The 19,840-nt window shown below is 69.7% G+C and carries 16 protein-coding genes and 2 pseudogenes; 16 read left to right on the forward strand and 2 right to left on the reverse strand.

Annotated features, from left to right (window positions below; all coding sequences use genetic code 11):
• Positions 1 to 240 precede the first annotated feature (240 nt).
• Positions 241 to 1,317, forward strand: coding sequence for a dipeptide epimerase (locus OWM54_RS19390; protein WP_267698445.1), 1,077 nt, complete (start codon positions 241 to 243; stop codon positions 1,315 to 1,317).
• Between the two features lie 35 nt (positions 1,318 to 1,352).
• Entirely contained in the window at positions 1,353 to 1,721 is a 369-nt protein-coding gene (locus OWM54_RS19395; RefSeq protein WP_141328413.1) for a hypothetical protein, read from the forward strand.
• 10 nt (positions 1,722 to 1,731) lie between these two features.
• On the opposite strand, the gene OWM54_RS19400 is transcribed toward OWM54_RS19395, so the two are convergent.
• A complete protein-coding gene (locus OWM54_RS19400; RefSeq protein ID WP_267698446.1) occupies positions 1,732 to 2,919 on the reverse strand; it encodes a S41 family peptidase in 1,188 nt (395 codons plus the stop codon).
• Between the two features lie 130 nt (positions 2,920 to 3,049).
• On the opposite strand from OWM54_RS19400, the gene OWM54_RS19405 reads away from it, so the two are divergent.
• The 12 genes and pseudogenes from OWM54_RS19405 to OWM54_RS19460 all read left to right on the forward strand — a co-directional run bounded on the left by OWM54_RS19405 (position 3,050) and on the right by OWM54_RS19460 (position 15,624).
• A complete protein-coding gene (locus tag OWM54_RS19405) occupies positions 3,050 to 4,384 on the forward strand; it encodes an AHH domain-containing protein (protein ID WP_267698447.1) in 1,335 nt (444 codons plus the stop codon).
• A 19-nt stretch (positions 4,385 to 4,403) separates the two neighbouring features.
• Positions 4,404 to 4,979, forward strand: a complete 576-nt coding sequence (locus OWM54_RS19410) for an imm11 family protein (RefSeq protein ID WP_267698448.1) — start codon at positions 4,404 to 4,406, stop codon at positions 4,977 to 4,979.
• Positions 4,980 to 5,149: 170 nt separating this feature from the next.
• Positions 5,150 to 5,797 carry a response regulator transcription factor gene (locus OWM54_RS19415; protein WP_223751474.1) on the forward strand — a complete coding sequence of 216 codons (648 nt, stop codon included), beginning with the start codon at positions 5,150 to 5,152 and terminating at the stop codon, positions 5,795 to 5,797.
• A 35-nt stretch (positions 5,798 to 5,832) separates the two neighbouring features.
• Complete coding sequence (locus tag OWM54_RS19420; RefSeq protein ID WP_223782174.1) at positions 5,833 to 7,374, forward strand: AAA family ATPase; 1,542 nt, start codon at positions 5,833 to 5,835, stop codon at positions 7,372 to 7,374.
• Entirely contained in the window at positions 7,371 to 8,198 is an 828-nt protein-coding gene (locus OWM54_RS19425) for a hypothetical protein (RefSeq protein ID WP_223782173.1), read from the forward strand. Before OWM54_RS19420 ends, OWM54_RS19425 begins: the two co-directional genes overlap by 4 nt.
• Positions 8,195 to 9,856 (forward strand): M48 family metalloprotease, encoded by a 1,662-nt coding sequence (locus OWM54_RS19430; protein WP_267698449.1) that lies wholly within the window; start codon positions 8,195 to 8,197, stop codon positions 9,854 to 9,856. Before OWM54_RS19425 ends, OWM54_RS19430 begins: the two co-directional genes overlap by 4 nt.
• The gene (locus OWM54_RS19435) at positions 9,856 to 10,422 is read left to right on the forward strand and encodes a hypothetical protein (RefSeq protein WP_223751478.1); all 567 of its coding nucleotides are present in this window, start codon (positions 9,856 to 9,858) and stop codon (positions 10,420 to 10,422) included. Before OWM54_RS19430 ends, OWM54_RS19435 begins: the two co-directional genes overlap by 1 nt.
• Positions 10,419 to 11,723 carry a phenylacetate--CoA ligase family protein gene (locus OWM54_RS19440; protein ID WP_267698450.1) on the forward strand — a complete coding sequence of 435 codons (1,305 nt, stop codon included), beginning with the start codon at positions 10,419 to 10,421 and terminating at the stop codon, positions 11,721 to 11,723. The genes OWM54_RS19435 and OWM54_RS19440 overlap by 4 nt, the downstream gene beginning before the upstream one ends.
• 170 nt (positions 11,724 to 11,893) lie before the next feature.
• A complete protein-coding gene (locus OWM54_RS19445) occupies positions 11,894 to 12,118 on the forward strand; it encodes a hypothetical protein (RefSeq protein ID WP_267698451.1) in 225 nt (74 codons plus the stop codon).
• A gap of 477 nt (positions 12,119 to 12,595) precedes the next feature.
• Positions 12,596 to 12,778 (forward strand): annotated as a pseudogene (locus tag OWM54_RS43245) (DUF4118 domain-containing protein); the annotation flags it as partial.
• Positions 12,779 to 13,193: 415 nt separating this feature from the next.
• Positions 13,194 to 14,576, forward strand: a complete 1,383-nt coding sequence (locus OWM54_RS19455; protein WP_267698452.1) for an ATP-binding protein — start codon at positions 13,194 to 13,196, stop codon at positions 14,574 to 14,576.
• Between the two features lie 49 nt (positions 14,577 to 14,625).
• A complete protein-coding gene (locus OWM54_RS19460; RefSeq protein ID WP_267698453.1) occupies positions 14,626 to 15,624 on the forward strand; it encodes an aldo/keto reductase in 999 nt (332 codons plus the stop codon).
• Between the two features lie 2 nt (positions 15,625 to 15,626).
• Here OWM54_RS19460 and OWM54_RS19465 read toward each other — a convergent pair whose 3' ends face one another.
• A complete protein-coding gene (locus OWM54_RS19465) occupies positions 15,627 to 16,430 on the reverse strand; it encodes a radical SAM protein (protein WP_324289186.1) in 804 nt (267 codons plus the stop codon).
• Positions 16,431 to 17,316: 886 nt separating this feature from the next.
• Here OWM54_RS19465 and OWM54_RS19470 point away from each other — a divergent pair.
• Together OWM54_RS19470 and OWM54_RS19475 are read left to right on the forward strand one after the other, a co-directional pair.
• Positions 17,317 to 18,636 (forward strand): annotated as a pseudogene (locus tag OWM54_RS19470) (asparagine synthase-related protein); the annotation flags it as partial.
• Positions 18,621 to 19,814 (forward strand): glycosyltransferase, encoded by a 1,194-nt coding sequence (locus OWM54_RS19475; RefSeq protein WP_267698455.1) that lies wholly within the window; start codon positions 18,621 to 18,623, stop codon positions 19,812 to 19,814. The pseudogene OWM54_RS19470 and the gene OWM54_RS19475, both read left to right, overlap by 16 nt.
• Positions 19,815 to 19,840 lie beyond the last annotated feature (26 nt).

Here is a 19,840-nt window from a genome sequence, read left to right on the forward strand (position 1 = left end):
CTCACTCCGGGCATCCGCGCCACCCGGAGGCCAAATCTCCGGAACCCTTCAGCAGGGCCGCAATTCCTGGAAACGTCCGGAGTCCCCGCATGTCGCCATGAAAGGCTCGCAGGCACAAGCCGAGGATGTGAGACCCACATCCGCCTCCCTGACACCTCGGAGCACCGGGTTGAATACGATGAGCCGACCTCTCGCGTGTCCCCTTCTATCCAGGGAGCGGACCAGGATGCCTTCCCGGACATGACGCCCACCCTCATCACCGCCGTCCACTTCGAGCCGTTGGACCTGCCGCTGACGGAGCCGTTCGGCATCGCCACGGGAGCGCAGCACGCGGCCGAGAACGTGTTGGTGAAGCTGACGCTCGCGGACGGCACGGTGGGGTTGGGCGAGGCGGCGCCGTTCCCCGCGGTGAGCGGGGAGACGCAGGCGAGCACGCTCGCGGCGCTGGAGGGGGTGCGTGCGGGACTCATGGGTCGGGACGTGCGCGCGTGGCGACCGTTGTCCGAGTGGCTCGGGGACACACTGGCGTTGGCGCCGGCGGGGCGGGCGGGCGTGGAGATGGCGGTGCTGGACGCGTTGGCGCGGCATCACCGCGTGCCGCTGTACGTGATGCTGGGTGGGGCGGGCACGGTGCTGGACATCGACATGACGGTGACGGTGGGGGACGTCACGCACGCGGCCGAGTCGGCGCGGTCCATCCTGAAGCGCGGCATCACCACGTTGAAGGTGAAGGTCGGCGCGCTCTCTCCGGACCAGGACGCGGCGCGGATGGTGGCCATCCACGAGGTGGCGCCGCGGGCGCGGCTGTTCGCGGATGCGAACGGGGGTTACGACGTGGCGGAGGCGCTCGCGTTCGTGAAGGAGCTGGAGCGGGCGGGGGTGCCGCTGGCGTTGCTGGAGCAGCCGGTGCCGGCGTCCGACGTGGCGGGGATGGCGGAGGTGGCGAGGCGCTCGAAGGTGCGGGTGTGCGCGGACGAGTCGGCGCGCTCGGCGAAGGACGTGCTGCGGCTCATCCGCGAGGGGGCGGCGCACGGCATCAACATCAAGACGATGAAGTGCGGGGTGGTGGAGGCGCTGACGATGTGGAGCCTGGCGCGGGCGGCGGGGTTGGAGTTGATGGTGGGAGGGATGGTGGAGAGCGTGCTGGCGATGAGCGCGTCGGCGCACCTGGCGGCGGGGCTGGGGGGCTTCACGTACGCGGATCTGGACACGCCGTTGTTCATCGCGCGGCATCCGTTCCGAAGCGGGATTCGGTACGAGGGCTCGCGGTTGCACCTGGATGAAGGGGCGATGGGGCACGGTGTCACATTGAGCTGACCCAAGAGGTGGCGCGCGCGCGTTAGGATGGGCGCATGGGTCTGGCCGTCTGTGTGGGTTGCGGCGAAACGAAGGAGGGCGCGTTCGACGTCTGCGACGGGTGCGGTCTGGACCCGGCGCGCGGCGGCACGGACCGGATGCTCCAGGCGCGCAGCCTGTGGTTGTCGGAGCGGTTCTTCTCGGAGCGGGAGCTGGTGGAGCTCGGGCGCAAGCTGAGCACGGGCGAGCCGGTGGCCTATGACACGGGGCAGCTGTCGCAGCTGGTGGACGAGCTGAAGACGCAGAAGCTGCCGGTCATCTCCCAGGCGTCACCGGGGTGCTCCATCGTGACGTGGAGCCTGTTGGGCATGTTGCTGGCATTGGCCGCGGGGCTCGCGTACCTGTATGGCACGTGGAGACACTGAGACTGTTGCATCAGGGTGACGGCGCTGCCGTGGCGGCGACGTCGAGGGCCTTGTCGAGCTGCGGGTCCTTGCCGGAGGCGTAGGGCAGAGTGTCGGGGACCTCGACGTCCACGGGGACGCCGACGCCCTCGAGCAGGACGCCCTCGACTTCGACGGCCTCGACAGCGAGGTAGAGCAGGTCACCGGTGGACAGGCGCAGTGGGGTGCCGGCGAGCACGGCGCCCGCGGTGTGCCCGCCCACGAGGGTGGCGAGCCCGAGTCGCTTCATGGTGAAGGCGACGACTTCCTTCCCGCTGCGGGAGTTGCCGTTGACGAGGAGGACGACGGGCTTTCGCCAGGTGGCGGACCACGGGTTGCGGCGGCCGTCTCGGCCGATGCCGACGAAGCGAGGGACGGCGCGGTTGAAGAGGTTGAGGAAGGTGGGATTGCAGCCGCCCCAGCCGTCGCGGAAGTCGATGACGACGGCGTCCGCCTGGGCGAAGTCGTCGGAGAGGGCGTCCTGGAGCTTCTGTTGATGCTCGGGGCCGGCGCACGAGTAGAGCTGCTGGTAGGCGACGCGGCGGCCCTGGTGGTCGATGACGCGGGTGCTGGCGTGCTGGGCGTCGAGCCACTCGGCCTTGGGGTTCACGAGGCGCGGGGTGATGGTGAGGACGGTGGGCTCGGCGCCAAGGGTGCGCTCGATGGTGAAGCGCGTGGGCTTGTTGACGCGTTGGGTGAGTGAGGCGACGGAGGTGAAGGATTTGCCTTCGACGGAGAGGAGGCGGTCTCCGCGCAGCAGGCCGGCCTTGGCGGCGGGGCCGTGGGCGAAGACGTGGCGGGCGAAGAAGCCTTGTGGGGTCTCCTGGATGTCGGCGCCGATGCTGGGGACCTCGACCTTGGGGAGCTTGAGGTGGCGCTGGAAGATGGCGGAGAGGTCGGCGTGACCGGTGGTACCTCGCGGGTAGAAGGCGGTGTGCGAGGCGTTGAGTTCGGAGAGTGCGGCCTGGGTGCGCCGGGCGAAGTCGTCCGCGCTCGTGGCCGCGGCGCCGTAGCCCTGATGCTTCGTGGCCCAGGCCTCGCCGCGCTTCGCGTCGTAGAAGCGCGTACGGACGTGGTCGACGACTTCGTCACCGGGCTTGAGGAACGGGCTGGCGGCGTGGGCGCTCGTGGCAAGCAGGGCGGCGGCCAGCAGGATGCGGGGATAGAGACGCTTCGACATGGCCGCGGGCTCCTCCTGGTGGACAGTATCAGGCGCGTCATTCCTGGGACGCCCCTGGGTCGTCTGTCAGCGTCGTCTGGTACTGCCTGGGTGTGCCCGCCTCACCGCGGGCCTCTTGCTGGGGACTACCATGACGCTTCGTTGGGTGGTGTTGCTGCTCCTGTCGATGGCCGTTACGGGGTGCGCGACGGGTCGCGTCGTGCGGCTGGAGACCGGGGAGGACACCTTCCTCGTCACCCCTCACGAGGAGCCTGATGCGGAAGTGAGTGCGGCTGAACTCGGAGACGACGAATTCGAGGAGGCCCTCACGGAGCTGGCGCGAGATGTTCCTCTCTCTCGCAACCCCATGCAGGCCGCGCGGGAGCGCTTCGGCGTTCCGTCCCGGAGCGGAGTGTATGGGTATGAGCGTGGTTCAGCGCGACTCATCCCTCAAAGTCGAGGGGATGCGGAGGGTCCCCGGCTGCTGGAGGACTACGCGGACGAGGCACTGACGCGCGCCTACGGCCAGTGGTGTGAACGGAAGGACCGACCTGGGGACTGCTTGCGGCTGCTGGACGAGGGCCCGCTGCTGGCCAGCGACGGCAAGTACACCTGGGCCCTGGCCATCGCCATGGACTCGGTGTTGGAGGAGACGGCCGAAGCCCTGGAGGACATGACGGACCCCCAGGCCGTCGTCGCTGGCATCACCGCCTCCGCGACGATGTACCTGCTCTTGTGGTCGCTGCCCGAACCGGTGAGCAAAGGCGTGGCGGCGACCCTGACAGCATGTCTCATCGCCTACCTGGGCGTGGACACGGTGTGGAGCATGCTGGACGGGTGGTTGACCCTGATGCGCCAGGTGGACCGGGCAACGAGCGTCGAGCAACTCCACGCGGCGGGCGAGGCGTACGGAGAGGTGCTCGGGGAGAACGCGGCGCGCGTCTTCGTGATGCTGGCCACGGTGGCCATCGGGAACACGGCGGGGCTCGCGGCGAAGTCAGTGGGGTTGCCGGGTTCCGCCCAGGCGGCCCTGGCCGTTGAGTCCCAAGTGGGCTTCCAGTACACGGCCGTGGGCAGCGTGAGCGCGGTCTCCTTGACGGCGGAGGGGTTCACCATCGCGCTCGCGCCGAACGCCGTGGCCATGGCGAGCCGGAGAGGGCGCAGCGAGCGTCATCACATCGCCACGAACAAGAACGACGTCTCCACCGCGCGCGGCGGGCCCTGGACGCCAAGGTTCAGGAAGCTATTCGCAGGAGCCGGGATGAAGCTGAAGGACCCCGAGAACGTTGTCGAGGTCGTAGGCCACAAGGGGCCACATCCGCGGAAGTATCACGAGTACGTCCATGATCGACTGGAGCAAGCCTTGGGGGAGTGCCGCAAGGTAGAAGACTGCCGGAAGGCTCTGACGGATACGCTCCGTATTCTCGCTAGAGAAGCGCAGACCCCAGGAACCAGAATCCACAGGCTTTTGACTCGCACCCAGTGAGGACTCTAGGAAGTCCACCATGCCGAATCCGTCCCGATACTTCAGGCTCAGAGAAGACGTTCAGGGTGGGAACTGGTTCCTTGGAGACCCGCTGGATGAGACAGGCAGCGAGGTCGAAGCCATCTGGCAGTTCACCCGCGGGCGGTCCATCCAGCTTGCAGGCCGACTGAAGTTTCCTATCGAGGAGCCCGGAAGGTGGTTGGACTACTGTACGGCCGGCGCCGGTGGCGCTCCTGTTGTCCACGTCCGGGTGGCCAACATCTTCGCCGAACTGGCGCCCGATGATGTGCAGTTGATACCCGTCGATGTCGAAGGTCGCCCGGAACAGCATGTCCTGCTCGTCGCCACGAAGCTGATCCGCTGCATCGATGACGAGGCCTCGGAAGAGGCGACGTACTACCAGCCCGAGGATGATGTGCCGGAGAAGCTCGGCCAGTACAAAGGCATCTACGGGATGCGAATCGACCGCACGAAGGTGGGCAACGCGAAGGTCTTTCGCACCTGGGGATGGGAGATCGCCCTCGTCATCTCCGAGGACATCAAGGTTGCCCTGGAGCGCGCGAAAATCACGGGGGCGAAGTTCGAGGAAGTCTGAGCCGACACACAAACTCCAGGCGTCCCCAGGTGAGACTGCCCCGGCTCCGTGAATCCCCCTGTTCGTGCCCTCTTCCGGCTCGGTGAATCCACCGCCTTCGCGTTCAGCCGTGAGCACTCACGGCGCCAACGCGGGCGGCGCGTGGAGCACCCCGTTATGGAAGAGGTTCCGTGCTGGATGCATCCCTCTCACCCTTGCGTCTCGCGTTGGTCGCGGAGGACCCGCTCGCTCGAGGTGCGCTCTCACGAGTGCTCGGGGACCAGGGGAGCGAGCTGCAACTGTTGGCCTCGGGCACGCAGGTGGAGTTGGAGACCACGCGGGGCGAAGCGCCTGACGTGGTCCTCTGGGACACCGGTCTGCGCCTCGCCGATACAGAGGCGAGAGTGGACGCGCCAGACCTGGGCGCACCGGTGCTCGCGCTGGTCGCGGACGACGCAGCGGGCGAGCTGGCACTCGGCGCGGGAGCCAAGGGACTGTTGTTCCGCGACGTAAGCCCAGGCCCACTCACAGCGGCGCTGTACGCAGTGGCGCGAGGGCTCGCGGTGTTCGACCCGGGGCTCTCCGAGCTGCGGGCCAGCGCGAAGACCACGGCCTCCGTGAGCACGAGCGCTCAAGGACCGGATGCCCTCACGCCAAGAGAGCGCGAGGTGCTCGCGTTGCTGGCGGAGGGCCTGTCGAACAAGGCCATCGCGGACCGACTCGGCATCAGCGAGCACACAGCCAAGTTCCACGTGAACGCGGTGCTCGCCAAGCTGGGTGTCCAGCGACGCACCGAGGCCGTCGTCCGCGCCGCGCGCATGGGCCTCGTCACGCTGTGAGCCAATCGCCTCGTCGATGCTAGGCTCCCCGCCGCATGGCGAACCAGGATTGGGTGTCGCGCCTGCTCTCCGGGCGCGCGTCGGTGGACAAGGGGCTCAACGTCCACCTCTCCGAGCGTGACGGCGGCAGCCTCCACGACAAGATGCGGCAGGCGTACTGGTGGATCACCAACAACGCCGTCATCTGCCCCTACTACGACATCGAGTTCGGCGGCTCCGCCTCTCTCAAGAGCAGCGCCGGGGACGAGCTCCACCTCCCCGAGGACATGAGCTACAGCTCCTTCGTCCTCATCCCCCTGCTCACCCTCTTCACCTGCCGCCGAGCCCTCCTCATCGGCGGACCCGGCCGCGGCAAGACCACCTCCGCCGTCCTCATGGCCCTGCTCTCCGGCATGTCCCGCGAGGACATCCACCGCTCCATCCAACGCGGCCACCCCCAGCTCTCCATCGCCGACCTGCTCGGCGCCCCCCTCCCCTCCGACATGCTCAAGGCGGAGGACCTCTCCGCCGTCAAGGTGAGCTGGCGCAAGTGGATCACCCAACGCGTCAAGATCATCGACGAGTACAACCGCATCCCCACCAAGACCCAGTCCGCCCTGCTCTCCCTCATGGCCGAGGGCTACGCGGAGATGATGGACCAGTACGTCTACGCGGGCCGCTCGTCCTGGTTCCTCACCGCCAATGACGACCAGGGCGGCGGCACCTTCCAGGTCATCGAGGCCCTCAAGGACCGCCTCGACGTCGTCGTGCGCGCCGTCCCCTTCAACTCGAACTTCATCGACACCCTCCTCCAGCGCATCGAAGCCGACAAGTCCCCCGAGGAGCTGCTCCCCAAGGACATCGTCTTCACCCCCGGCGAGCTGGAGCGCGCCTACACCTCCATCCTCGAGGTCGAGGTCCCCCGCGACGTCCTCGAGCGCGTGGCCTTCTTCCTCGGCCAGCTCGACTTCTGCCGCATGGCGTCCCCCCGCTTCGAGTTCAAGCACAAGGACACCCTCAAGCTCGCCGGGCAGACCGTGTCCGCCGTGTGCAACGAGCAGTGCCCGCTCGACAAGAAGGTGCACCTCTGCACGCAGACCGAGAACGGCGTCAGCGTGCGCGCCTACCAGACCATCCTCCACTACGCGAAGGCGCTCGCCTTCTTCCGCGGCCACTCCGTCGTGGAGCTGGAGGACTTCCGTCAAATCGCCCCGTGGGTGCTGCACGAGAAGCTGGTCCCCAACACCCGCAGCGCCTTCTTCGAGGCGAAGGGCCACAAGCTCCTCCTCCAGGACCGCGTCGCGTGGATTCGCCACATGTTCGACATGGCCATGGGGCACCACGAGAAACACGAGCCCATCCGCCGCAAGGTGGGCGTGCTGCGCGAGGAGCTGGACAAGGGCCTGTCCGGCATCGACCTGCGCACCACCGAGAAGCGCCTCACCGCCGTCACCGCGCTGATGAACGAGCTGCTCACCAAGCAGGAGCTCTCCGGCCCCATCTACGAGGACCTCATCCACCTGAAGTCCATGTACAGCCGCTACCGGAACTACGCGACGTGGCTCAAGGAGAACCCGGGCGGCGGAGGTCGACCGTGAGCAGCTACACCGACGAGCTCGAGTCCAGCGCCCGCGCCCGCTACGTCCGCTGGGACGCGGACCTGTGGCGCGAGCTGGTTCAAGGCCCCGCCAGAAAGCTCGGTGACGCCCTCACCCAGTCCGGCACCGCGCCGGAAGAAGCAGAGGAGCTGCTGCGCGCCTACCTGCGCCTGGGCGCCGAAGCCATCGGCCTGGGCTACCTCTACCCCGCCACCGCGGGACGCCAGAACTTCTTCACTCTCGCGTGGTCCGACCTGGTGCCCCGCCTGCTCACCGGCGTCCCCGCCCCCGAGCGCGCCGGGGTGCTCGCGCAGCTCTGGAACGTGGGCGAGAACCTGGAGTCCACGCCTCCGTGGGTGCAGCGCATCTTCTACCGCGTGAGCCAGCGGCTCGGCTCGCTCGCGGGCATCGAGGAGCGCCTGCGCGAGACGGCCGCGCTCGCGATGGAGCCTCCCGCCTCGAAGCTGGGCGACAAGGCCCAGCCCTTCCTCGTCGACCTGTCCCGCGAGGACAGCCGCTTCCTCCCCGGCGCGATGCACTTCCTCGCGCCCACCGTGCTGTGCGTGCACGACCGGCACCGTCACGCGGTGGCCGGACGCGAGGCCGCGACGCAGGGCCTGCTGCTCGCGGACACGCCGATTCCGCTCGGCGCCATGGGCTGCCGCGAGACGCCCGAGGTGACGCACCAGCACACGCCCCACCTGGGCGCCGTGTCGTGGAACGACCCGCGCGTGGACGCGTGGTACGCCACCCTCACCAACGACTGGCGCGCCGCCGGCACGCTGGACACGTCGCAGCACGTGCTGGTGCTCGTGCCCGCATGAGCCCGTCGCGCTTCACGCCCGAGCACATCGAGCAGTGCTGGCATCAAGCGCTGGCGCTGTGGGACGTGCAGGTGCGGCTGAGCCCGCCGGAGCCCCACGTCCCCTTCCAGCCGGACGCGGACCATGCGAACGAGCCGCTCGCGTACATCGACCTCGCCAGGCGACAGGTCTTCGTGCACTTCCAGCTGCTCCAATCCATGGGCGCGGCGGACAGTCTGTTGGCGGTGCTCGCGCATGAAATCGGCCACCACGCGAGGTTCCCCCACACGCTCGGCTGGGACGCGGAGCTGCGCGTCGTGGAGCAGCGGCTGGTCCCCGGACTGAAGCAGTCGCTCACCAACCTCTTCTACGATTTGCAGGTGAACGAGGTGGTGGGCCGCACCCACGCGGAGGACCTGTGCCGCGTGTACCGGGGCTTCCAGCGCACGCGCGGCGACACGCCGACGTCTCCGCTGTTCTTCTTCTACCTCGCCATCTACGAGGAGCTGTGGGGCCGCGCGCCCGGGGACCTGGTGCCCCCCGCGGCGATGGCGCCGATGGAGGCGCAGTTCCCCGGCCTGCGCGCGGAGGCGCGGATGTTCGCGCAGACGTTCTACGCGCTGCCGAACCCACGGCTGCAGTTCCTGTACTTCTGCGCCGCCTTCATCCGCTACCTCGGCAAGCCCGACGAGCTGTCCTACGTCCTGCCGCTCGGCGATGACGTGTCACAGCCGGACGTGGACGACTGGGACGCCGCGCTCCAGAGCGGAGGCCGCTGGGAGGACGTGCTCGACGAGGCGCGGGAGCGCGGGTGGCTCGACGCGGTGCCCGACACGACGGAGCCGGACCTGCTGGACCAGATTCGCCGCATCACCCACCACCTGCCGGGCGTGGGGGATGGGAAGCTGCGCCAGGCGCTCGTCGCGCGGCACTACCGGCGGCTCGTCGACCAGCACCTGGTGAAGCTGCCGTCCGCGCCGTCCCGCCCGGAGCCGTACCTGCGCACCACGCCCCAGGCCTGGGAGCATGGCGACGACCCGTCCGCCATCGACTGGACGTTGACGGTCCTCACGCAGGGACACCTGGCCGCGGTGTCGCCGCTGCGCCGCGAGCTGGAGGCCGACGTGCCGCCTCCGTCCGAGCTCGGCGTGCCCTCGGTGGAGCTCTACCTGGACACCAGCGGCTCCATGCCCGACCCCGCGCAGCAGCTCAACTCGATGACGCTGGCCGCGCAGGTGCTGTCCGCCTCCGCGCTGCGCAAGAAGGCGAAGGTGCGCGGCATCATCTACTCGCATCACGCGCCCGTGGTCTCGCCGTGGATGTACGACGAGGAGCGGGCGCGTGACTTCCTCCTGGGCTACATCGGCGGGGGGACGCAGTACCCCTTCGACATCCTGGATGCGCTGTCCGAGGAGGACCCGGACGCGCTGCGGGTCATCATCTCCGACAGCGACTTCCTGGCGAACGTGACGGAGAAGGGAGCGATGGAGGCGCTGGTGCGCGCGACGAGGCGCTCGCGGCTGCTCGTGGCGTTCCTCGCGTTGGGGGAGGACCTGCGCGCGCGGCAGGTGCTCGGGCCGGTGTTGAAGGAGCGCAACTTCCGCCTGGTGGTGGTGAAATGGCTGTCGGACTTCGGCCAGGCCGCCGCGGCCCTGTCCCAGGCCCTGCTGGAGAAGTGATGGTCTTCGACGTCAAGGACATCCAGAAGCAGCTCACCGCGGCGCCCATCGTGTCGCCGTATCCGCACGACCTGGCGATGGCCATCGTCTGCGACACGTTCCGGCTCGCGGGCCTGAGGCCGCCGTCGCGTGCGGACTGGGAGGACCTGGAGCGGCGCTCGAAGCAGGGGGCGCTCTTCCGGGAGCAGGTGGTGATGCTCGCGTACGCGCTGACGTCGTCCTCGCTGCGGGCGGACACGGTGGCGTCGCTGCGCAAGAACGTCGACACGCCGAGGCTCCTGCGCGGGTTCTTCCTGGAGGTGGAGCCGCTGACGGCGGAGATGATTCGCTCGAACGCGTTCCGCCAGGAGGAGTTCCTGCGCAAGTGGGTGCACGCGGTGGACGGGCAGGTGAAGGACGAGTCGCCGAAGGAGTCCGCCGCGCGGCGCAACCAGCTCGACTACCGCACCGCGCTCCGGGAGATGGAGCGGGCGGAGCAGGCGAGGAAGAAGGAAGCGGACCGGCGCGCGAAGGAACTCCAGGAGGCGGCCCAGCGGGCGACGGACGCGCGAGGGTGGCGCGAGTGACGTTGGGTCTCCCGTCGGACGCGCGCGTGGCGCCTCGCGCGAACATCCGTCGGGACACCGCCTCTCAGCGGCCCCATGTGCCCTGGGCGAAGGCAATCGCCCGCGAGCTGTCGCACTTCGCGTCGCTCGAGGATGAAGCCGAGGCGCGCGCGGCATTGGAGTCGCGCCTGGGTGCGCTGCGGGACACGCTGCTCGCCTCGCCGTACTACACGCGGCGACTGCGGGAGGCCGGGTTGCATCCGGGGGATTTGCAGACGCTCGCGGACCTGGAGCACTTCCCCCTGCTGGAGCGCGAGGTGCTCGCCAGGCACTGGGACGAGGTGCCGCGACCGCTGGAGCCAGCGGACGAGGGCGTGGTGGTGCGCAGCTCCGGCTCCACGGGCGAGCCCGTGAAGGTAGTGCGGGACAGGCGGGACTGCCTGCACATGTGGGCGGTGCTGCGCTTCTGGCTGGAGCGAGCGGGCGCGGTGTTGCCGCCGCGTCCGCGCGTGGTGTTGCTCGACGCGCTGCCTGGAGGGCTGGAGTACTCGGTGCGGCTGCGCCTCCTCGAGGAGGGGGCGCTGCATCGAATCTCGGTGCTGCGGGAGGATGCGAGAGCGCGGCTGTGTCGGGTGCGGCCGACGGTCCTCTTCTCGGACCCGGAGGGATTGCGTTGGTTGGCGGAGCAGCGCGAGGTGCCCACGCCCGCGCTGGTGCTCACATCGGCGCAGCACCTGCCCGAGGACACGCGCGAGGCGCTGGCGCGCGGGGTGCCGGCACCGGTGCTCAACTACTACGCCTCCACGGAGACAGGTCCGCTGGCGTGGGAGTGCCTGCGGGGCGTGGGGCGCTTCCACGTCCTCGCGCCGGATGTGTGGCTGGAGCCGGGGAAGGACGAGGTCGTGGTGACGCGGCTGCGGCCCAGCGTGTTGCCGCTGCTGCGCTATCGCCCCGGGGATTCGGGCTTCGTGCAACGGGATGCGTGTGCCTGCGGCTTCCACGGCTGGACGCTGGAGGGCTTCGGAGGACGAGGTGCCTGTCACTTCACGACACCCACGGGTCGGCGGGTGGACGCGTGGGCGCTGGCGTGGGTGTTCAAGCACCACGCGCTGCGCGCCTTCCGACTGACGCAGGTGGAGGGCACGCGCTTCGAGCTGGAGCTGGCCGACGCGCGAGCGCAGGACGTGCCCGCGCTGTGCGAGCGCCTCTCCGCCGCCCTGCGCAACCTCGGCTGGCGCGAGGCCCCGCGGATTGAAGTGCGTGCAGTGAGCGCCGAGTCCCTGGCCACCGGCACCAAGCCCCTGCCCTTCCGCGTCTTGTGAGCAGCCTCCGAAGCGCTGTCCGAGCGCCTCGGCATGACAGGCCGGGTCGTCAGGAATTGCGCCCCGTGTCAGGGCCTCATCCTCCGCGAGCTGCCAACGCTCCAAGCGAAGTAACCGTGTGCGCAGGTCCGCCGTAATGAGGACACACCGCCCACTTGGAGGTACACGCCATGCTCCAGAAGCTCTCGTCGGCCCTTGCGTCGACGTCCTCGCGCGCCCTCGCGCCGTCCGGTCCGGAGAAGAGCGGCGACTGCTGCCCCTCGAAGAAGGACTTGAAGGAGCGCCAACAGGGCGCCGCCCTGCCCCAGGACTCCTTCCAGCGCATGGACAGGACAGACGACCTGGACCTTCGTCGGATGCGCGCCATGCTGGATGCCCCCATGAATCCTCTCTGACTCATGCGCCGCCGCGCCATACACAAACAACACACCTGAAAGTCTTCATCGCCAGCGTCAGACAACTCCGGGTCAACGGCGCCCCGTCCGACTGGAATGCCGCCGTCCATTGAACACGTTCGTACGGGAGGCACCTCGGCGGAGCACCGAGCGTGTTCATTCAATCACTTGCATCATCTAGGGGAGCGGACACCCCGCCAGTCGTACCATCATGCGAGCCCTGCCTCTCACCGCGAGCGCTTCCCCATCGAGCGCCCACGGTGTCACCCCGTCGTGAGGAGGCCTCTCGCCTTGCCCACGCCCGTCTCGCATCTGGAACCCACGCGTCCGTCCGGCGCCATGCGCGCCCTGGCCCCGCTGTCTCCCGACCCCAGGAAGGCCTGGAGCTGGTTGCAGCGCTCCTGGCTCGGCCGCTACGGCGTCGCGCTGCTCTTCTTCTGCTTCGCGCTGCTGCTCCAACGGGAGCTGTGGCCGCTGATGTCCAACAGCCCCTTCCTCTTCTTCTACGGCGCCGTCATGGTCGCCGGCTGGTGGGGCGGCTGGGGCCCCTCCCTCCTGGTGACGACGCTGTCGCTCATCGCCGTGGACCACTTCTTCCTGCCGCCACGGCTCACCCTCCAGATGCGCTCCGCGGACGTGCTCGCCCTGGGCATCTTCGCCCTGCTCGCCATCTTCATCACCAAGCTCAACGTGTCGCTCAGCCGCGCGCTGGAGGAGCGCGCCAGCCTGCTCGAGCGCGAGCACCAGGCCCGCGCCGCGTCCGAGGCCGCCAGGACACGCCTGCACACCATCTTCATGCAGGCCCCCGCGCAGATCTTCTTCCTGCGCGGCGCCTCGCACGACTTCGACTTCTCCAACGCCCGCAACAGCTCGATGCTCAAGAACCGCGACACCCTGGGCAAGCCCTTCCAGGAGGGCGTGGTGAAGGTGGGCGAGGAGGACGCGCGCGACGTGCTGGACCGCGTCTACGCCACGGGCGAGCCCTTCGTGAGCGGCGCCGTCCCGCTGCGCTTCCTCCAGGCCGACGGCATGGAGAAGGAGACCTTCCACAACCTCGTCTACCAGCCCACGCGCGATGCCCAGGGCCAGGTGGACGGCATCGCCGGCTTCGGCTTCGACGTCACCGACCTGGTGCACGCCCGCCAGCGCGCCGAGGCCCTGGCCACCGAGCTGCGCCAGGCCGAGTTCCGCACCCGCGTGCTCGCCGAGGTCAGCACCGTGCTCGCCTCGTCGCTCGACTACGAGGGCACCATGCGCAACCTGGCGCGGCTGGTGGTGCCCGCGCTCGCGGACTGGTGCTTCGTGGACCTGGCCCAGCCCGACGGCACCTTCCGCCGCCTGGAGGTCGCCCACGCCCGGCCCGAGGACGCCCCCGTCGCCGCGGAGGTCCTCCACTTCAACCTCATGCCCGAGGGCAACCCGCGCCACCCCCCCCACCGCCGCGCTGCTGCGAGGCGAGGCCATCCTCCTGGAGGAGATGACGCCCGCGCACATCAAGCGCAGCGCGCACAACGAGAACCACGCCCGGGTGATGCTGGCCACGGGGCTGCGCTCGTTCATCGCCGTGCCGCTGGTGGTGCGCGGCCACACCATGGGCGTGTTCAGCTTCTTCACCTCGTTCTCCAACCGCCGCTACACGCAGGCGGACCTCGCCTTCGGGCTGGAGCTGGCCTACCGCGCCGCGCTCTCCATGGAGAACGCGCGGCTGTACCGCGAGGCCCAGGAGGCCATCCGCCTGCGCGACGAGTTCCTCTCCATCGCGAGCCACGAGCTGAAGACGCCGCTGACGCCGCTGAGCCTCAAGCTCCAGGCGCTCTCGCGCGAGCTGGAGCGGCACCCGGACAACATCCCCTACGCCGTGGTGAAGGGCTACGTGGACACCGGGGCCCGGCAGGTGAAGAAGCTGGCGGAGCTGGTGGGCGACTTGCTCGACGTGTCGCGCATCGCCGCGGGCAGGCTGGCGCTGGAGCTGGAGGACGTGGACCTGGGCGCGCTCATCCACGAGGTGGCGTCACGGTACGAGGCCCACGCGGCCAGGTCCGGCTCCTCGCTCCAGGTGGAGGGCGGCGAGGCGGGGCTCGTGGGCCGCTGGGACCGGCTGCGGCTGGAGCAGGTGGTCACCAACCTCATCGACAACGCGGTGAAGTACGGCGCGGGCAAGCCCATCGTGTTGAGTCTGGAACAGGGCCCCAGCCGCGCGCGCCTCAAGGTGCGCGACCAGGGCATCGGCATCGCGCCCGAGCACCTGCCCCGGCTGTTCGGCCGCTTCGAGCGCGCCGTGTCGGAGCGGCACTACGGAGGCCTGGGGCTGGGGCTCTACATCACGCGGACGCTGGTGGAGGCCATGGGGGGACGGGTGCGCGTGGAGAGCGAGCAGGGCCGAGGCTCCATCTTCACCGTGGACCTGCCGCGGGAGCGTGTCGTTCCTGTTGACGTGTCGGCGTCCCAGCCGCAGTAAAGGCCCCCTTGGACTCACGGGACGCCGCGCTGGCGGGAGGGATGTCGACATGGAGACACGGACACTCGGCAAGCAGGGCCTGAAGGTGTCGGCCCTGGGCCTGGGCTGCATGGGGATGTCGGACTTCTACGCGGGCCGGGACGACGCGGAGTCGGAGGCCACGCTGCTGCACGCGCTGGACAGGGGCGTCACCTTCTTCGACACCGCGGACATGTACGGCTCCGGCAGCAACGAGGAGCTGGTGGGCCGGGTGCTCAAGCCCCACCGCGCGAAGGTGGTGCTGGCCACCAAGTTCGGCATCGTCCGCGACCCGAACAATCCGCAGGCCCGCGGCATCAACGGCAAGCCCGAGTACGTGAAGCAGGCGTGCGAGGCCAGCCTGCGCCGGCTGGGCGTGGAGGTCATCGACCTGTACTACCTGCACCGCCTGGACGCGACGACGCCCATCGAGGACACGGTGGGCGCGATGGCGCAGTTGGTGCGCGAGGGCAAGGTGCGGCACCTGGGCCTGTCGGAGGTGGACGCGGACACGCTGCGGCGCGCGTCGAAGGTGCACCCCATCACCGCGCTGCAGAGCGAGTACTCGCTGTGGAGCCGCGAGCCGGAGGACGGCGTGCTGCGGGCGTGCCGCGAGCTGGGCATCGGCTTCGTGCCGTACAGCCCGCTGGGGCGCGGCTTCCTCACGGGGCAGCTCAAGCGCTTCGAGGACCTGGCCGCGGATGACTACCGCCGCAACTCGCCGCGCTTCCAGGGGGAGAACTTCACGCGCAACCTGGAGCTGGTGACGAAGGTGGAGGCGCTGGCGAAGCAGAAGGGGTGCTCACCGGCGCAGCTCGCGCTCGCGTGGGTGCTGGCCCAGGGGCAGGACCTGGTCCCCATCCCAGGCACCAAGCGCCGCAAGTACCTGGACGAGAACCTGGGGGCGCTCGCGGTGAAGCTCTCGGAGAAGGACTTGAAGGACATCGACGCCGTCGCGCCTCCGGGTGTCGCCGTGGGCGCGCGCTACCCGACGACGATGCAGAGCACGCTGCCGAAGTCCGGCAAGTAGCCTCAGGCCGGGGCGCCCGTGGGCCTCGCGCGAGGAAGCTGCGCGTGGGGCATCCACGGGCCGCTGGCGCCCAGGCAGTAGCGACAGGTGGCCAGGGGCGTGTCCCGCTCCAGCAGGCCGAGCATGCGCTCCAGCAGGTCCGGGGAGTCCAGGCGCACGCCGTCCACCTCGCCGAGCGCGGGCATCTGCGGATACGCGGGGCCGAGCACGGTGGCCACGTGGGGCGGACGGGTGCACGAGTAGAAGCGGCCCTGCTGGACCAGGTGGCAGCGGACCTTGAGCCAGCAGCGCGCGTGGACCTCGCGGACCTCGGCGTCGGTCGCGAGGGGCGCGTCCGGGGTGATTTGCTGGAAGGCGTCGATGCGCTTCACGGTGAGGTGGACGCGGTGACGCTCGCAGCGCTCGGTGATGCGGGCCAGGGACGCGTCCGTGAGCGGGGCCGAGGAGTAGACGGACAGGGTCATCCGGTCCAGTCGCTCGTAGACGGCGTCCGGGGCGCTCTGGGCGAGCAAGCCGTTGGTGGTGACGGAGAGCTGCTCGGAGATGCCGGAGGCGCGCGCGGCGTCGAGGACGCCTGCGAGGTCGGGGTGGAGGAAGGGCTCGCCGCCGGTGAGCTTGAAGACGTTGGGCTTGAGCACTCGCGCGAGGCGGGTGAGGTCGGCGCCGAGGGTGGCCGGGTCCACCGCCCACGCGGGCAGGTGCGGAGACATGGGGCAGCACTGCACGCAGCGCAGGTTGCAGTGGGTGACGACGTGCGTCTCCAGGGACCAGGTGAGGATTCGACCGTCGTGCAGCTCGTAACGCACGGAGGGGACTATAGCGGGGTTGCCGGCCAGCCCCGCGGCTTGCGACAGTCCCAGCGTGTCCGCGTCCCCCGGCGACCCGAGCGGCCCGCTCGCCATCCTGCCCTCCTACCAGGCCACGTCCGAGAGCACGGAGGACTCCGTGTGGAGGTTGCTCGCACGGCAGCGTGCGGACGCCACGGGTCAGCCTCGTGACGAGCTCGGAGGGCAGGAATCCGAGGTGGGCACCCCAAATGCGCCTCGGCGCGATGAAGGAGGGCTGGAGCCCGCCGCCGTCGCTGCGTTCCTGAACCACGCGCTCATGCCGCACCAGAGCCTGTTCAAGGGAGTCGGACGCGTGGCTCCGCCGCTGCCACGCGTTCATCGGGTTCATCTCCGACAAGAGGACGAGGAGCTCGCGGCAAGCGAGGGACAGGCCCGCGTCACCACGCATCGCGAGGCCCACCCTGAGGACGGACAGGCTCGCGTCGCCACGCATCATGAGGCCCACCAGCCTGAGGAAGGGCTCGCGAGCATCGCCACGCATCGCGAGGCCCAGCGACAGAATGACGGACAGGCCCGCATCGCCACGCATCACGCGGCCCACCGACCTGAGGAGGGACACGCGCGCATCGCCACGCATCACGCGGCCCACCGACCTGAGGAGGGACACGCGCGCATCGCCACGCATCGCGAGGCCCACCGACCTGAGGAGGGACACGCGCGCATCGCCACGCATCGCGAGGCCCACCGGCAGGATGACGGACAGGCCCGCATCGCCACGCATCACGCGGCCCACCGACCTGAGGAGGGACACGCGCGCATCGCCACGCATCGCGAGGCCCACCGGCAGGATGACGGACAGGCCCGCGCGCATCGCACGGCCCACCAACAAGAGGACGGACCGGCCCCTCCCGTTGCTCACGGTGACGACGAGCTCGCCGGGACGCTCCTTTCGGCATGCTCCGATGCCGTCTCCGCGAGGCTGGATGAAGGGGCACGGGACGTCAGCCTGAGCGGCGGCGTGGACAGCGCGGTGCTGTGCATGCTCGCGGCACGCCTCGCGCCGGGCCAGGTTCGCGCCTGGAGCATGGACGTCCACTTCGCCGATGAGACGGAGCGCCGCAACGCGCGCACGGTGGCTCGGCTCGCGGGCGTGGAGCATGTGGACGTGCCCATCCCGGACGCTGTGCTGCCCGAGTTGTTCGAGCAAGCCGTCCTCGCCACTGAGAGCCCCCTCCTCAACGCCCGAGCCATCGCGAGCTTCGCGTTCTACGCGGAGGCGCGACGACACGGCGCCTCGGTGATGCTGAGCGGCGCCGGCGCGGACGAGGTGCTGATGGGCAACCCCGGCGCGCTCGCGGCGGCCATGGCGCGCATCGAGGAGGACCGACGACTCGTTCAAACGGTGCTTCGCGCCTCTGTGGACAACTTGCGGATGGGCAACCCGCGCGCGTCCGCGCCCGGTGCGGCCAGCGTAGCGGAGGACCGACGGCTCGTTCGCACCTCTGTGGATAAGTCACAGATGAGCAGCCTTCGCGCGGCCCCGCCTGGCGGAGTGGAGGAACATCGCCGCCCCCGAACCGACGACGAATCACAGAAGGACAGTCCCCGCGTGTTCTCCCCGCCTCCGGCTCGTGCCGAGGAAGACGGTCGACACACGGGAACGAGGCATCGCGGCGCTGTGGACAACTTGGGGACGGCACCCTGGTCCGTCACGGAAACCTCCGCCTCCGAAGAGGTCCGTTACGCGGCCTGGGTCCTCCGTGAGCTGGTGTTGCCCCCCGAGCTGCGCGGTGCCCGGGCCCACGGCATCACCGTGCACACGCCCTATCTCGACACACGCTGCGCGGACGTGGCGCTCGCGCTCCCCGAGTCCTCACTCCGGCGAGAGGGTGTGGGCAAGTGGCTCTTCCGTCACGCGGTCCGTGGGCTCGTCCCCGATGAAGTCCGCCTCGCTCGCAAGACGCCCCGCTACGGACACACCGCGCTCTCCAGCCCCGTGCGAGCGCGCTGGCTCGAGCTCTATCGTGAGTGGCTGTCCCCCGCGCACATGGAGCCCCTCGGAGTCATCCTCCCGGGGGCTCCGCTCTCGCTCCTGGAGCGCTACATCCGCCTGGAACCCGAGGCGCCGGAGGCGAGCGTCGTGGACCGCCTGTTGATGCGCCTGTGCTCCCTCGCCATGCTCCACGCGCACGCCGTGCGACTCCGCCCATGTCCCGAATCCTGATCGCCACCTCCCCCGAGAAGGGCCACATCAACCCGATGATGGGCGTCGCGCAGTGGCTGCGCCGCCTGGGACACACCGTGGGATGGCTCTGCATCCCCGAGCCGTCGCCCCAGCTCTCCACGCTCGGCGTGGAGGTGCTCCACCTTCCCGCCGCCGCGCACGAAGCCCCCGGCATCGAGACCGGAGGCGAGGCCCTGGCGCGACTGGTGCGCGACGAAGCCACGCTCGGGAGGTGGATTCGCGGACTGCTGCTGGACGCGGTGCCCACGCTGCTCGAGCCCGTGAGCGCCGTCGTCCGGGCCTTCCGTCCGGACGTCATGGCCCTCGATGGAATGCAGTACGCGGCGGTGCTCGCCGCGCATCGCGAAGGCATTCCCTGGGCCGGAGTCTCCTCCGCGCTCTCCCTGCTCGAACCCATGGAGGACTACGGGCTGCGCCGCAACGTGCGAGCCCTCGCGTCCGAGCGCGCCGCGCTCTTCGCCCAGCACGGCTTCGACGCGCGCTTCCGCAACTGCGAGTGCCTCTCGCCGCGCCTCAACATCATCTTCGCCACCGAGGACTTCCTGGGACCCGACGCGGGCCTGCCCCCAGCCACACAGCTGGTCGGTCCGTCGACTCCACCCGAGCCCCGAGGCGACGAGGTGGACTTCCCCTGGGAGCGATTGGGCACGAGGCCCGTGGTGTACGTGTCCTTCGGTAGCCAGATTTCGTGGCAGCCCACGTTGTTCCGCACCATCGCCGAGGCCGCCGCGCCCCTCGGCGTCACCCTGGTCCTCAGCGCCGGAGAGCTGGCCGACACGGACTTCGCACGCTCGCTGCCCGGTGACGTGGTGGCGGTGCCCTACACGCCTCAACGTCAGCTCCTCCCACGCGCCTCCGCCTTCGTCTCGCACGGCGGCGCGAACTCCGTGATGGAAGCGCTCACCGCGGGCGTGCCCCTGTTGCTGCTGCCTGTCTGCAATGACCAGCCCATCCAGGCCCACTTCCTCCAGAAGTCTGGCGCGGGCCTCGCGCTGTCGCCCGACACCTTGAGCGTGGAGGAGTGCCGCGCCGCGCTCCGTCAGCTCCTCGATGCGGGGACGCCCCTGCGCGCGCAGGTGTCCGCCATCTCCAAGGCCTACCAGGCGCGCGACGGCGCGAAGGAAGCCGCCGAGCGCATCGCCGCCCTCGTCGCATGAGCGCACCGAAGCAAGGCTGGCGCCCA

The sequence above is a fragment of the Myxococcus sp. MISCRS1 genome (assembly GCF_026626605.1).
Taxonomy (GTDB): Bacteria; Myxococcota; Myxococcia; order Myxococcales; family Myxococcaceae; genus Myxococcus; species Myxococcus fulvus.